At 52.0% G+C, this 13,201-nt stretch carries 12 protein-coding genes; 6 read left to right on the top strand and 6 right to left on the bottom strand.

What is annotated here, in order from left to right; translation table 11 throughout:
* The first annotated feature begins 3 nt into the window (after positions 1 to 3).
* The gene (locus MTX78_RS15780) at positions 4 to 960 is read left to right on the top strand and encodes a ketopantoate reductase family protein (RefSeq protein ID WP_243796163.1); all 957 of its coding nucleotides are present in this window, start codon (positions 4 to 6) and stop codon (positions 958 to 960) included.
* 73 nt (positions 961 to 1,033) lie between these two features.
* Here the strand turns inward: MTX78_RS15780 and MTX78_RS15775 are convergent, their stop codons facing one another.
* Positions 1,034 to 1,270 carry a hypothetical protein gene (locus MTX78_RS15775; RefSeq protein ID WP_243796162.1) on the bottom strand — a complete coding sequence of 79 codons (237 nt, stop codon included), beginning with the start codon at positions 1,268 to 1,270 and terminating at the stop codon, positions 1,034 to 1,036.
* A gap of 142 nt (positions 1,271 to 1,412) precedes the next feature.
* Complete coding sequence (locus MTX78_RS15770; protein WP_243796161.1) at positions 1,413 to 1,946, bottom strand: hypothetical protein; 534 nt, start codon at positions 1,944 to 1,946, stop codon at positions 1,413 to 1,415.
* Positions 1,947 to 2,064: 118 nt separating this feature from the next.
* Here MTX78_RS15770 and MTX78_RS15765 point away from each other — a divergent pair, with 118 nt between their 5' ends.
* The 4 genes from MTX78_RS15765 to MTX78_RS15755 all read left to right on the top strand — a co-directional run bounded on the left by MTX78_RS15765 (position 2,065) and on the right by MTX78_RS15755 (position 5,908).
* Positions 2,065 to 2,508 (top strand): Uma2 family endonuclease, encoded by a 444-nt coding sequence (locus MTX78_RS15765; RefSeq protein WP_243796160.1) that lies wholly within the window; start codon positions 2,065 to 2,067, stop codon positions 2,506 to 2,508.
* A 26-nt stretch (positions 2,509 to 2,534) separates the two neighbouring features.
* Positions 2,535 to 2,663 carry a hypothetical protein gene (locus MTX78_RS25280; protein ID WP_262924441.1) on the top strand — a complete coding sequence of 43 codons (129 nt, stop codon included), beginning with the start codon at positions 2,535 to 2,537 and terminating at the stop codon, positions 2,661 to 2,663.
* Positions 2,664 to 2,696: 33 nt separating this feature from the next.
* Positions 2,697 to 3,905 (top strand): DUF4062 domain-containing protein, encoded by a 1,209-nt coding sequence (locus MTX78_RS15760; RefSeq protein WP_243796159.1) that lies wholly within the window; start codon positions 2,697 to 2,699, stop codon positions 3,903 to 3,905.
* A gap of 92 nt (positions 3,906 to 3,997) precedes the next feature.
* Positions 3,998 to 5,908, top strand: a complete 1,911-nt coding sequence (locus MTX78_RS15755; protein ID WP_243796158.1) for an ABC-F family ATP-binding cassette domain-containing protein — start codon at positions 3,998 to 4,000, stop codon at positions 5,906 to 5,908.
* A gap of 135 nt (positions 5,909 to 6,043) precedes the next feature.
* Here MTX78_RS15755 and MTX78_RS15750 read toward each other — a convergent pair whose 3' ends face one another.
* The 4 genes from MTX78_RS15750 to MTX78_RS15735 form a co-directional block, all read right to left on the bottom strand.
* Positions 6,044 to 6,886, bottom strand: a complete 843-nt coding sequence (locus tag MTX78_RS15750) for a metallophosphoesterase (RefSeq protein WP_243796157.1) — start codon at positions 6,884 to 6,886, stop codon at positions 6,044 to 6,046.
* A gap of 347 nt (positions 6,887 to 7,233) precedes the next feature.
* Positions 7,234 to 9,054, bottom strand: coding sequence for a cytochrome-c peroxidase (locus MTX78_RS15745; RefSeq protein WP_243796156.1), 1,821 nt, complete (start codon positions 9,052 to 9,054; stop codon positions 7,234 to 7,236).
* The gene (locus tag MTX78_RS15740) at positions 9,054 to 9,971 is read right to left on the bottom strand and encodes a leucine-rich repeat domain-containing protein (RefSeq protein WP_243796155.1); all 918 of its coding nucleotides are present in this window, start codon (positions 9,969 to 9,971) and stop codon (positions 9,054 to 9,056) included. The genes MTX78_RS15745 and MTX78_RS15740 overlap by 1 nt, the downstream gene beginning before the upstream one ends.
* Positions 9,968 to 11,632 (bottom strand): alkaline phosphatase PhoX, encoded by a 1,665-nt coding sequence (locus tag MTX78_RS15735; RefSeq protein ID WP_243796154.1) that lies wholly within the window; start codon positions 11,630 to 11,632, stop codon positions 9,968 to 9,970. The genes MTX78_RS15740 and MTX78_RS15735 overlap by 4 nt, the downstream gene beginning before the upstream one ends.
* Before the next feature lie 88 nt (positions 11,633 to 11,720).
* Between MTX78_RS15735 and MTX78_RS15730 the strand changes: the two genes are divergently transcribed.
* Complete coding sequence (locus MTX78_RS15730; RefSeq protein ID WP_243796153.1) at positions 11,721 to 13,163, top strand: type IX secretion system plug protein; 1,443 nt, start codon at positions 11,721 to 11,723, stop codon at positions 13,161 to 13,163.
* Positions 13,164 to 13,201 lie beyond the last annotated feature (38 nt).

Below are 13,201 nucleotides of genomic sequence, written 5' to 3'. Positions count from 1 at the left end.
AAGATGAAAACAACAGAACTGGCTATTGTCGGACTTGGGGGAGTTGGCGGGTATTTCGGGTTTAAGCTGGCGCAGTTTTATGCGCCCGATCCTGCCGTCAACATCACCTTTGTAGCCCGTGGCGCAACCTACGACGCCGTGAAGGAACACGGGTTAACACTGCTCTCGCCCGAACATCCTCACAGCGTAACCCGCCCAGCCAAGCTAGTACAAGCCGTTGCGGAGCTAGCAGATGTCGATGTGGTGGTTATCTGCGTCAAGGAGTACGATTTAGAGAAAATCTGTACCGAGCTAAAGCCAATTCTGCACGATAATGTGGTGCTGCTGCCGCTAATGAACGGCGTGGACATCTACGACCGAATCCGCCGAATTATTCCGGCGGCTAGTGTGCTGCCCGCCTGCGTGTACGTTGCCTCGCACATCAAAGAAAAGGGGGTAGTAGAACACAAAGGCAACCCAGGTAGAATTATTGTCGGGCAGGATCCGCAGCGGCCCGCGTATCAACCGCAACACGTAGTTGGTCTCCTGGCCGATGCTGGCATTGCCATCGAGTATCAGCCGGATGCATTCCCCGCCATCTGGACTAAGTTCTTCTTTATTGCCAGCTTCGGGTTGGTATCGGCGCGCTACAACAAGTCGATTGGGCAGGTCGAGGAAGACAGCAGCTTACGTGAGCGGGCCCAGGCTATCATGCAGGAAATAGCGGCTATTGCGCACGAAAAAGGAGTTGTGCTGCCGGCCGATATCATCAGCCAAACCTTCCAGAAGGCCCGGTCCTTTCCATACCATACGCCCACCTCCTTGCAGCTAGACGTCAATTCCAATAAGTCCGACACCGAACTAGAGCTATTCGCCGGCGCCATCCTAACCTATGGCGAAGCTCTCCATATAGAGGTCAAGGAAACCCGCAAGATTTACCAGGAAATACAGGAAAGCCAATTGCATAAAGCCAGCCGTTAAGCCCTCAAAAAGAAGGAGCGCGAAGCTTATGCTTCGCGCTCCTTCTCGTAATGCTTGTGCTCGGTTCAAGCAGTTACTTATCGTCTTCCGACGACTCGTGTGGGGCTTTGCTAGTAGAAGAAGACGCGCTGCCGGAGCCGCCTTCGTCACCGGCTTCTGCGTCTAGGTTCAGTTCGTAGCCGCCGGTGCCGTAGCTGGGGCGGCCACTGCTTTGGCCAACTACGCCACCGTCTTGCTTGCCTTGGGCAGCATTGGTGGAGCGTTCGTCAAGTGGTTGGTCGGTATCGGCTGGTGCTTTGGTGGTTGCCATAGTCAGGATGAAAATAAGAGTGGTAGATGTTCCTTATACGACAACTTGGCGTGCCATAGCCGACTATGCTGTATCAAAGCAGCCATTCGGCGGTTGAAGTAGAGCGCTACGCAACGCTTAACAGGTCTGTTACGGCCGCAAATCAGGGCACGTACTGCTCTGTCAGATTCGTTACGGTGCCCTGCTTGGTTTCCACCATGAAGGGCACGTAACGCAGCATCTCCTGGTTTTTTTCCAGCATTTCTGCTGCTGTAGCGGTGTACTGGCGCAAGTCGCCGGAGGTGTCCCAGAGCGTGAACAAAGCTTGTTCACCCAACGGCAACGTCCGCTGTTGGGCATCGTCGTTGATGATGTAATGGTCATCGAACACAGAATAGATGGTGTCGCCATTCACTACTTCTTCTTGCGCATCGCCCTTGCGCCGAGCTGCTGCCACGGCGGCTTCCCCACTCAGAAACTGGATGTAATCCACCGTGATGTAGTAGCGACCCTTGTCCTGATACAAGCGCCGGACATAGCCGTGGTTGCGGCCCGTTTCGCCCACTGCTTCCGTGGTGGATACCTCACCTTTCACGGTGGGCGGTACCACTTCCTCCCGGTTGCGCCCCGCCGATTCGCGCTCGGATGTGCAGGCAGCCAGGGCAACAAGAACGAAAAGCAGGAGGAAGGGCTTCATACTCCGTTGTACGGCGGCCGTGGTGGGCGGTTTGAGCAGCGCCAGGAATTGATATCAGCAACCAGCTTAGGACACTTCGAACTCGTATATCTTTACTCTACTCCCGACTGCCCCAGCTATGGAACCCATAACGCAGCTTTCTCAACTCGACCTGACGCGCCGCTATACCTACGCCGACTACCTGACGTGGCAGCTAACCGATTGGGTGGAATTGATTCGGGGCAAAGTGCGCCTAATGAACCCCGCGCCCAAACGCGCCCACCAGGATATAACGCGCAACATTGAGTTGCCCATTATGCAGTTTCTACGCGGCAAGAGTTGCAAGATGTACCATGCACCCTTCGATGTGCGCCTAACCCGTACCACGCCCAACGGCGACGCCAGCATAGAAACTGTAGTGCAGCCCGACATCTGCGTTATCTGCGACCCACAGAAGCTTGACGAGCGAGGTTGCCTAGGTGCCCCCGACTGGATAATTGAAATCCTGAGTCCCGGCACTGTGGCACGTGATACGAAAGAGAAATTCGACCTCTACGAAGAAGTAGGTGTGCACGAATACTGAATGGTAACGCCCGAGCAGAAAAAGTAGTGGTGTACCTGCTAAGCGAGGACGGCCACTACGCCTTGCGCGGCGAGTTCTACACGCCCGGCCTGATTCCGGTGGCTACGCTGCCAGAGCTGCAGATAGAGTGGGCGGAAGTGTTTGAGGGAGTTTAATGACAATACAAATTTTTGTATCTAAAAAAAGACATGGCAAAGACTGTAACCTTAATGAAAATTTTTCTGGCATCACCTCAAGATGTTGCAGACGAACGTGGAATTGCAGAAGAGGTGATAAATGAATTTAATTTAACTTCTGGGCAGCACATGAATATTAGGTTAGAACTCGTTAGATGGGAAACTCATACTAATCCTGGATTAGGCAAAGACGGGCAAGATGTAATTAATAACCAATTGAGTGAAGATTATGATATATTTCTTGGGATAATGTGGAAAAAATTCGGCTCCCCTACAAAACGCTATGATTCAGGGACGCAAGAGGAGTTTAACAGAGCGTATGAAAAATCAAGGCATAATAAAGACGAGCCTTATGTTATGTTCTATTTTTGTAACAGAGCACCTTTAAGCCTTGACGATATAGATATCGATCAACTTTCTCTAGTTAAGACGTTTAAAAAATCTGTATCGGAAATGGGATTATATTATTTTCCATATGATAGTGTAAGGGATTTTGAAAAATTATTAAAAATACAACTACCTAGAGTGGTTTTTGAAATACAAAACAAACAGAAATCAAAAGAGACTATAGAACTAAACAAGCTCAAAAATGAGGAGGTAGTAAGTAAAAGCAACGTTGATTTGAATAACTTAGAAGACGAGAGAGGAGTTCTTGATTACCTTTATGAGGGAGAAAGGTGTTTTGGGCTTGGGAATGACAACTTGATTAAAATTGTTAGCAACGTTGATATAGTTAAAAATAGAATTGTTAAGCAAGGAGAAAATTTGTCATATCTAGAGGCTTCGAAATTGCCTATTGATACCTCTGCTAAAATAGCCATGTTAAATTCTATAGCAAGTGATCTACTTGATTTCTCTAATAATATAAATCCTGAATTAGATAGTCTAGAAATAAATTTCAACAAAGCTATCGAGCAATATTCCTATGCTCTTGAGTATTATTATGAAATGATAATTCTTGATAAGGAATCAATAGTAAGTGCCTTTAAACATTTTGATATTTTTATTGATAATATATCTAATGCTCAAGTTGGAATAAGAACTTTTAAGAATGCTGTAGATGGTTTTCCAAAGTTAAGTAGCAGCGTTATAAAAGCAAGAAGAGAAGCTTCTACGAGCCTTGAAAGGTTGTTAAATATTCTCAGTTCGATGGCTGTGCTTATAAATGAGTATCAAGCTAATTTAAAGAGAATTATTGATGATGTGAATAACGAAGGTTGAGGTAATATTATAGAAATGAACTATTCTGGCATCGTTTATAGATATACTTTTAGGAACAACACCGTACCTTTGCAGCTTCATAGCAAAGTAGGATGATTTCGATTAGCGACCTAGACTTTCATTTTGGCTCCCGTACGCTCTACGACAAAGCCAACCTCCACATAAAGCCCAAAGACAAAATCGGCCTGATTGGCTTGAACGGTCGGGGCAAATCCACGCTGTTGCGCATTCTGGTGGGCGAGTACAAGCCCGACGGTGGCAGCATTTCCATGAGCAAGGACGTAAGCCTTGGCTTCTTGAACCAGGACTTGCTGAGCTACGATTCGCACGAGCCCATCCTGATTGTGGCCATGCAGGCTTTTGCCGAGGCTCTGGATGTGCAAAAGAAGATCGACGTGGTACTGCAGGAGTTCGAAACCAACTACACCGACGACTTGGTCGAGAAGCTGGCTGATTTGCAGGAACGTTTCGAATCGTTGGGTGGCTACACCATGCAGGCCCGCGCCGAAGAGATTCTGGAAGGCCTCGGCTTCACCACCGAGGAGCTACAGAAGCCGCTGAAGCTGTTTTCGGGTGGCTGGCGGATGCGCGTAATGCTGGCCAAAATCCTGCTACAGCAACCCTCGTTGCTGCTGCTCGACGAACCAACCAACCACTTGGACTTGCCGTCTATCAAGTGGATCGAGAACTACCTGGCGGGCTACGAAGGCGCCGTTATCATTGTGAGTCACGACCGGGAATTCCTGGACCGCACCACTAACACCACTGTGGAAGTAACGGGCGGCAAGCTGGTGCCTTACGCTGGCAACTATTCGTACTACATCGAGGAAAAAGAAGAGCGTAACCTGATTCAGAAAGGCGCTTTCGAGAACCAGCAGGCCCAAATCAAGCAGGCCGAGCGGTTTATTGAGCGGTTCAAGGCCAAGGCCAGCAAGGCTAAGCAGGCCCAAAGCCGCGTGAAAGCCCTGGACAAACTGGAGCGCATCGAGGACGTAGCCGGTGATGATGCCCGCGTGAACATCAAGTTCAACTTCACCGTAACGCCGGGCCGCCACATTCTGCGCATGGAGCACGTGGGCAAGAAATACGGCGAGAAAATCATCTTCCGCGACACGCACGTGCACATCGAGCGGGGCGACAAAATTGCCCTCATTGGAGCCAACGGCAAAGGTAAATCCACGCTGATGCGCTTGGTGGCCGGTCAAGAGGCACCCACCAACGGCAACCACCAGTTGGGCCACAACGTCATCATGTCGTTCTATGCGCAGCACCAGTTGGAAAGCTTGCGCATCGAAAACGAGATTCTGCAGGAGATGATTGAGGCTGGTTCGCGGCGCACCGAAATGGAGCTGCGTTCCGTACTGGGTTCGTTCCTATTCACGGGCGAGGAAGTGTACAAGAAAATCAAGGTGCTCAGCGGAGGCGAAAAAAGCCGCGTGGCCCTGGCTAAAACCCTGATTTCGGAAGCCAACTTCCTGCTCCTCGACGAACCGACCAACCACCTGGATATGCAGTCGGTGAACATCCTGATTCAGGCCCTGGACCAGTACGAAGGCACTTACATCGTCATCAGCCACGATCGGTTCTTCGTGGAGAATGTGGCCAACAAAATCTGGTACATCGAAGACTACCAGTTAAAGGAATACCCCGGCACCTACGCCGAATATGAGCAGTGGCAGGAAGACCGGGAAAAGGCCGCCAAGAAAGCCGGCTTACCTTCGCCCTCAGCGCCTAAGCCACTGCCGAAAGAAGAGAAGAAAGTGGAAACTACACCAGCCAAAACTCCTTCGCCCGACCAGAAAAAGGCGCTGAAAGAGTTGGCTGATGTGGAGAAGAAAATCGACGAGCGGGAAAAGGAACTGGCCGTCTACGAAAAGCAGCTTGCCGACCCGCAGATTTACCAGAACGCCGCCCAGTTAAAGGACGCCACGCTTAAATTCGAGCAGGTGAAAAAAGAACTGGCCCAACTCAATGACCGTTGGGAAATGCTAGCAGAAATGTAAAACCTGTCAGGTGAAAAACAGAAGTCCCGCAAGAAGCTACATGCTTCCTTCGGGACTTTTTTTATTGCCACAAGAGCCAGGCGGTCGTCGTTTAGATGCGGATTAGCAATATTGTTATTAGCCGAGGTTTTTGCTTTATGTCGCTGATAATTTAAATACTGTTATTTCAGGTCTTACATTAAATCTAATTTGCCATAAGTGCCCAAGTGCCCTGTTGATATAGAGGGTTCTATTATTTGAAAGCTCTATTTTTCCTGAACTGTATTTACTGTTCTTAACCGGCAGCAAAGGTGGTGGCAGAAAGGGTGGTTTACATTGTCCACCGTGTGTATGACCCGCTAGTATCCAGCCTTCATATCCATTCCACACATCCAAATCACAAACATCAGGATTGTGACACAGTAAAACTGATGGCTTAGCGTTGTTGTATTCAGTTAGAATCTGTTGAGGATTAAAGTTTAATCCCCAATAGTCGTCGAGGCCAATAATATTTAACCCTGCAAATTCCTTCTGCTCATTCCGTAAGAGCGTAATGCCGTTCTTTTCAAGCAGTAGCCCTATTTTGTCTGCTACCTCAGCTTGTCCCCAATTTTTACCATAGTCATGATTCCCTAAAATACCGACTGTAGCAATTTTTCCCTTTACACAGTTCGATAACGTTTCTTCTAATTCCCTATACTGAACTTCGTCTTTATAAGTACTTACATAATCACCGGTGTAAACGACAAAGTCAGGATCATACGTCTTGGCTTTTTCGAAAGACTCAATTATAAACTTGTGGTCAAAACGTTTACCCACATGAATATCACTAATCTGTATTAAGGTTTTTCCAATCAGTTCTTTAGGTAGATTTTTGATTGGCATATCCAAGGCAACAAATTCCAGCCAGAAGGGCTCTACTTGCCAAGCGTAAAGCCCACTTACAAAGCCAAGTCCAGTAAGTCCTGCGAATCCCTTTAAAAATTTACGACGCTTCATAATAGAGCAGTTTCTAACGCTTGGAGGGTTTCAATAAAACAAGTGTCTAAAGAATGCAGCTTCCGTTGTGATGCGCTTTGGCCTTGTTTTAAACACTAGCAAACGAGCAGTATCAACATAATGGCTTATTCTAGATTTTACAGCTTTCGTCCAGCAGGTGGGCAATAGAAGAGTGACGCAGCATATGTAACCAATAATACGAGAAGGCCAATATCAGCACAGCCGGGCTCCCCTACACTACCTGGTGTAAACTGTAGGTAGTGTAGGGGAGCCCGGCTGTACTCTTCTAAAACAAACGTAGTTGATGTCAGTGACAAGGAGGGGTGTAGGTGCTGCCAGCGGGCACCTCAGTAAGCCACTTCCCGCGTATCGTTCAATGACTTGATAAAGGCAATGATGGACTGCTGTTCGGTCTTGGTCAGGTTCAACCGGTCTTCGGCCAAGGTTTGGGTTGGTACGGACAGGCCCATGCCTGCTCCGCCGCCTTTGTTGTAGAAGTCCATTACTTCTTCCAGCGTCTGATACACACCGTTATGCATGTAGGGTGGCGTAAGAGCCGCGTTGCGGACGGTGGGCGTTTTGAAAGCATGCTTTTGGTGGGCAACGCCGTAGAGTAGAAACTTGCCTTGGTCGGTGTCCAGTTTGGGGTGCAAGGTGTCGGCGGCGGTGGGCACGCCTAGTACTTCGCTTTCTGTTTTGTCGTAGAGGGGCGGCACGGTGCCGTTGAAGAGAGGCATGTAGTGGCAGGTGCCGCATTGTGCCTTGCCCATGAACAAGTTGAAGCCGAGCACCTCTTGGCCGCTGAGTACGGCGGTGTCGCCGCGCAGGTACCGGTCGAAGCGGCTGTCGAGGCGCACGAGGGAGCGGACGTAAGCAGCTACCGCACGCCGGATGTTGCGCTCAGAAACAGGCTGTTTCTCTGCGGCAAAGGCTTGGGTAAACAGCTTGGCGTAGGCGCCCTTCTTGCGAAGTAGCGCGGGCGCTTCGCTTAGCTGCCCTCCCATTTCGGCCTTGTTGGACACGACAGCGTGCACCTGGTCTTCTAAATAGTGCACCCGGCTGTCATAGAACTGATCGGGTTGGAGGGCGGCGTTGAGTAGGGTAGGGGTGTTGCGCTCCAGCCCGGCATCAGCCAGCAACGAACTGTTCACTTTTAGGCCATCGGTGTAGGCCTGGCCGGGTACGTGGCAGCTGGCGCACGAACGTCCACCTCGGCCCGATAACAGTGGTTCTTTAAACAGGGCTTCTCCCAGTTTCAACACGGCCGCCGTAGGCGCGGCAGCATCAGTGGGCGCAAAGAATGTTGGGTCGAAGGCATCCGCCACAAAGTAACCGCCGGCATCGGCCCGCACGGCGCGCTTGGCGGCTACAAACGGAATATGCTGTTGTACTTGGGCCTGCCGCAGCGCCGCTAGCGCCGGGTTGAAGTAGCGCACGAAAAATCGGGCCCGGTCGAAGCTGTTGAAGTCCTGCTTGGGGTTAGCTACGGCGGCTTCACAACGGGCTAATTGCGTGGTAAGGGTTTTTGGTACGTCGAACATCGCCAGCACTTCCCGGCTGGATTTCAACGTAACGGCGGCTTCGGACAGTGACGCATGAGCGGCCGGCGAATCAAAGCCGGATACCCCTTTAGCAGCTAGGCGGTACAGGTTCAGCCGCAGGGCGTCAAATAGTTCTATTTCCGAAAAAGCCAGGTACGGCAACTGCAACTCAAGCTGGCGCACTTGGTAGAGCAGGTTGTCGATTTCCTGATGAATTAAGTCCCGGTTGGCGCGGTTGTCGGGGGCGGCGTACACGTACTCTTCCAGCACCTGAAAGCCGGTAGGCGGAATGACCTCGCCGGGTTCACCCGGTTCGGTTTCAGGCAGGGCAGCGCCATTGATGCGCGACGCCGCGTGCGGATAATAGTACTCAACGGCAAATTCCAGATGCTTGTACGCCATCCGGCAAGCTGCAAATTCGGCGCGCAATTCAGTGGTATCAGCTTGGTAAGTACGTGCCTGAAAGTGCGCCAGGATGGTATGCATCTGGCGCAGATGAGTTTCATAATAGGTTTTTACTTGCTCGGCTGGCGGCTGGCGCAGCACTGCAAACGAGAACAGCAGCACCGACAGCCCAAGTAGCAATGGCCGGACGAACGTGGCGTGTTTAGTTGAGCGAAAAAACATCAAAAATAAAGTTTAGCGCCCGGTAGTGCCGTTTCGGCTTGGCGGCGGGCGGCGGGCGTGAAGGCATTTTGCTTCACAATGATGGTTTTCAACTGTTTCAGCTTGCTTAAGGAGCGAGGCAGGGTTGTGAGCTGGTTGTCGTTGAGAATCAGTATTTCCAGCTTGCTTAGGTTGCCTAAGCTCTTGGGTAGCGTCTTCAGTTGGTTGCCAGACAGAATAAGCACCTTCAGGCTCTGGCAGTCGCCGATGCTGGCGGGAAGCTGCTCTAGCTGGTTGTTGGACAGGTTCAGTTCTTCCAGCTTACTTAAACTCCCGAGCTGAGTGGGCAGACTTTGCAGCTTGTTGTCGTTCAGGTACACGTAGCGCAGGTTGCGCAGCCTGCTGAAAGAAGCGGGCAGAAACAGCAATTGATTGTGCGAAACATCGCAATACTCCAGCTCGGCCAACTGTCCAAACTGCTCGGGCAGTGAGGTGAAGTTGTTGTAGGCGCTCATTAGGTAGTGCAGGCTATCAAGCTCCCCAACACTGGGCGGCAGTTCTCTCAGCACGTTTTGCTCTATTTGCAATTGGCGCAGCCGGTGCAGCTTGCCCAGCGTCGGGGGCAAATCCAGCAAGCTGTTCTTGTTGAGAAACAGCACCCGCAAACTATCCAGCTGCGTAAGATTCTCGGGGAGGTAGCGCAGATGATTTTCGTGGGCAAACAACATCCGCAACCGCCGGAGCTGCCCCATACTCGGCGGCAGCAGCTCCAGGTTCTGGCCCCGCAGGTTAAGCTCGATGACGCAGCCCGACTGGGTTAGTGCTTGGGTTAGCGAAAAAGAGGTTTTCAGAGCACATTGCGCCAAACAAGTGTTGCCCTGCACACCGTGCAGGGCAACAAATAGAATGGTTAGTAAGGAAATCAGACGGGACCTCACTGCTTGATGAATGGACGGGTTGTGGTGGTGGTGGCCGTTTTGATAACCAAGTTGTAGTGGCCGCTTTGCAGCTTGCTAACCGGCACTTTCAGCGTGTTTACGCCCTGGGTCAAGGTTGCCGGCTGCTCCAGTACGCGGGCACCCAGCGTGTTGTACACCGTTAGCGTGGCCGTTTCTTTCTGGCTGTGGGTGAGCAGCAGCTTCAGCTCGGCTCCGCTTACTGGGTTCGGATACACGTCGGCCTGCGCCAGTTCGGCTTTGCCTTTCGAGGTGCTTAGTGCCGCACCCAGTACGCCTTTGCGAGCAATAACAAGCGCCGTAGATTTGTTGAAGACCACCGATTGGCCGGCGGCATCTATGGTAGCCAAGGTGTTCGCGCCAGGGCTCTGCATCGAGATGAAGAGAAACTTCTCGTCGGGCGAGAACGTCATGCCGGTTGGCTCGCAGCCATCAGGCGTCACCGCGAAAATCTCCACGGCTGGGTTGGCTTGGGTGTGGCAAGGTCTTACCACCCACACGTGGTTACGGTCGCCATCCTGCAACACGTACAGGTTGCCTTGCGAGTCGAAGGTAAGGTTATCGTTGCCAGTGCCCCAAGGTTCTGCTATGGTGCCAGTACCGTAGTTGATGTTGTACGTTTGGTTGGTAACGCCAACTGGGTTGCCCACGAAAATTTCGAAATTACTAACAGTAGCGCCGTCGGTGAAACGGTAGGTACGGCCAGTCCCTTTCGCCGTAAAGTAAATCTGGCCGGTCACGGGGCTGATTTCAATGTCTTCTGTGCCGTTGAAGCTAGTGGCGCCCAGCGCCCTGGCAGTGGCCGTCGTGGTGTTGCATTCAGCGGGCGTCGAGTTAGGAATTTGGATCCACGTGCCGGTGGTGCTTGTGCCGATGGCACCGTCCAGTTTCAAGGCGTAAAGCGTGCCGTCGCCAAGCTGACCGGGGGTAGTAGCTATATACTTATACACAAAGCTGTTGACAGAACCATCATCGGCGCCTTCGTAGGCCGTGCGGCGGTCGGCAGCTACCACAATATTCTCGTGCTTGATGCGCCCCATCTTCCACAGCTTATCGGGCTTACCGTCGCCGTCCTGATCTTTCACAGTGCGCGTAACCGGGTCGATTTCTATGTTCCAACCCGAGTCCATGTACCCGTCATTGTTGGTGTCGGTGGGAGTGGTCGGGCCAGTATTTTCCTCGGAGGTTACTATAGTGCTCCACGGCGTAACGGTGCCCGAGCAGTTGTTGATGGTGCCAGCTACGGGGGCGAAATCCACTGGGTGCTTGGCCGACACGTTCCACACCTTAGAAGCCGCGTTGAAGTTCAAGTTAAGTATGCTTACGCCCGAGGTGGTGCCAGAGCCTTCGTGGTTGATGGAGAGGTAACCGTTGGTGCTGCTGCCCGCAATGGGGGCATACCCCGTGAAGTCGAAAGACTCCAGCATGTTGCCGTTTGCCGCGTTGGTGTAAGGCATGTTGCCCTGCGCCAGCATCTGGAAAGTATGGGTCGAGGGAATGCGCAAATCCTGCGGCTGATTGGACGGCATCACCGACGTGAACCGGCTGATATGATCGTTGGGAAGCGTGGGACAGGCAACTTGTGCTAAGGCGTTTCCGCCGCTTAGCAAGGCAGCTACAAAAAGGGTAGGAGTGTGTTTCATAGGTGGCTTTTGAACCGTTGATTGAGGCCGCAAGTTAGAAACACACTATTGCGTCTGGTTTACGTCTATATTACCACTAGATGAATACATGATGAAGCAATTGTTACGCAGTGGCGTGCACTTGTTTTCCAGTGTCCCTTCGTTGCAATTCACCGCCTACAAACTGAAAGTTCGCGCTACATTCGCCTCTATGCCCCGCTACTCCTACCTCGCTTCCTTTCTATTGCTGGCTACAGCCTGCGTGCCGCTCGGTACACCCATTACCGACCCTAATGCCGCTCGGCGTCCCACCAGCACCGGACAACGTCCCCCTGAGTATTACGCCGACAAAACGCTGCGCTACCAGGACTATATCTATGACTCGGATGTGCGCTCGGTGCAGTGCTACGTGGCCTCTGGATCAACCAACGAAATTTTCACCCCGCCTATCGTACCCATCACGCAGGAGCAGCCTATCCTGCTGGAGTTTGATATTGTAGGCGAGCAAAGCCAGCGCCTTACCGCCAAACTCGTGCACTGCGATGTGGATTGGAAACCGTCTATCCTGACGGATATGCAGTTTCTGACCGAGATAAACGAGTTTCTGTTTACCAACTACCGCACCTCCGTCAACACCAAGGTGCCCTACTTCCACTACCGGCTGCAAGTGCCGCGCGTAAAGCTTTCCGGTAATTACCTGCTGGTGGTGCAAGGCAACGGCAACACGCCGCTCCTGACCCGGCGGCTATTGGTGTATGAGAATGGCGTGCAGATAGCCATGAAACAGGGTATTCCGGTGGCAGGTACGGAGCGCTACACCTTGCAGCAAATCGACTTCGGCATTCGCTACAACACGCAACTGGTTAACCCAGCGCAGGAAGTGAAAGTGGTGCTGCGCCAAAACTTCCGCTGGGACAACGCCAAGTACGGCTTGCGTCCCACCTTTGTGCGCGACGCGGAGCGTCAGCTCGACTACCAGTATTTCAACTTCGAGAATGCCTTCCCGGCGCTAAGCGAGTTCCGCTTCTTCGACCTGCGTACGTTCCGTTCCATCGGCATTGGGGTGGCTCAGCTAGACGCCACGGCCTCGCCCCGTACGGCCCTGTTGCAGCTAGACGCCTCACGGGCCAATCAGGCCTATACCCAGTTCGACGACATCAACGGACAGCGGGTAATTGAAAGCCGCGAGTACGGCAACGGCGCCACCAATGCCGACTACCTTAACGTCACGTTTCAGTTGAAAGCCGAACAGCCCGCGGCGGGCCCGGTCTACGTATTGGGTGCTTTCAACGACTGGCAGTTCAAAGACGAATTCAAGCTGGCCTACAATGTCGAGACGCAGCTTTACACAGGGCAGGCCCTGCTCAAGCAAGGCTACTACAACTATATCTACGCCACCCAAACACCCCAGGGCCCCAACAGCGCCGTGTGGGAGGGTAGCCACCAGGAAACCGAAAACCAATACGACCTACTGGTCTATTACCGTCCGCCCGGAACCCGCGCCGACTTGCTGATTGGCTATCAGTCGTTGGATGTAAACAACCGGCAATAGCAGGCGTCGCCGGGGGCTCTGTTGAGGGGAGGTGCTGT

The organism is Hymenobacter tibetensis (assembly GCF_022827545.1).
Lineage (GTDB): Bacteria > Bacteroidota > Bacteroidia > Cytophagales > Hymenobacteraceae > Hymenobacter > Hymenobacter tibetensis.
This window is presented reverse-complemented; position numbering and strand designations above follow the sequence as displayed.

Bases quoted from the DNA above. Each gene is read 5' to 3' on its own strand.
- MTX78_RS15780 (WP_243796163.1), top strand. From the start codon at position 4: ATGAAAACAACAGAACTGGCTATTGTCGGACTTGGGGGAGTTGGCGGG.
- MTX78_RS15775 (WP_243796162.1), bottom strand. From the start codon at position 1,270: ATGGCAACCACCAAAGCACCAGCCGATACCGACCAACCACTTGACGAA.
- MTX78_RS15770 (WP_243796161.1), bottom strand. From the start codon at position 1,946: ATGAAGCCCTTCCTCCTGCTTTTCGTTCTTGTTGCCCTGGCTGCCTGC.
- MTX78_RS15765 (WP_243796160.1), top strand. From the start codon at position 2,065: ATGGAACCCATAACGCAGCTTTCTCAACTCGACCTGACGCGCCGCTAT.
- MTX78_RS15760 (WP_243796159.1), top strand. From the start codon at position 2,697: ATGGCAAAGACTGTAACCTTAATGAAAATTTTTCTGGCATCACCTCAA.
- MTX78_RS15755 (WP_243796158.1), top strand. From the start codon at position 3,998: ATGATTTCGATTAGCGACCTAGACTTTCATTTTGGCTCCCGTACGCTC.
- MTX78_RS15750 (WP_243796157.1), bottom strand. From the start codon at position 6,886: ATGAAGCGTCGTAAATTTTTAAAGGGATTCGCAGGACTTACTGGACTT.
- MTX78_RS15745 (WP_243796156.1), bottom strand. From the start codon at position 9,054: ATGTTTTTTCGCTCAACTAAACACGCCACGTTCGTCCGGCCATTGCTA.
- MTX78_RS15735 (WP_243796154.1), bottom strand. From the start codon at position 11,632: ATGAAACACACTCCTACCCTTTTTGTAGCTGCCTTGCTAAGCGGCGGA.
- MTX78_RS15730 (WP_243796153.1), top strand. From the start codon at position 11,721: ATGATGAAGCAATTGTTACGCAGTGGCGTGCACTTGTTTTCCAGTGTC.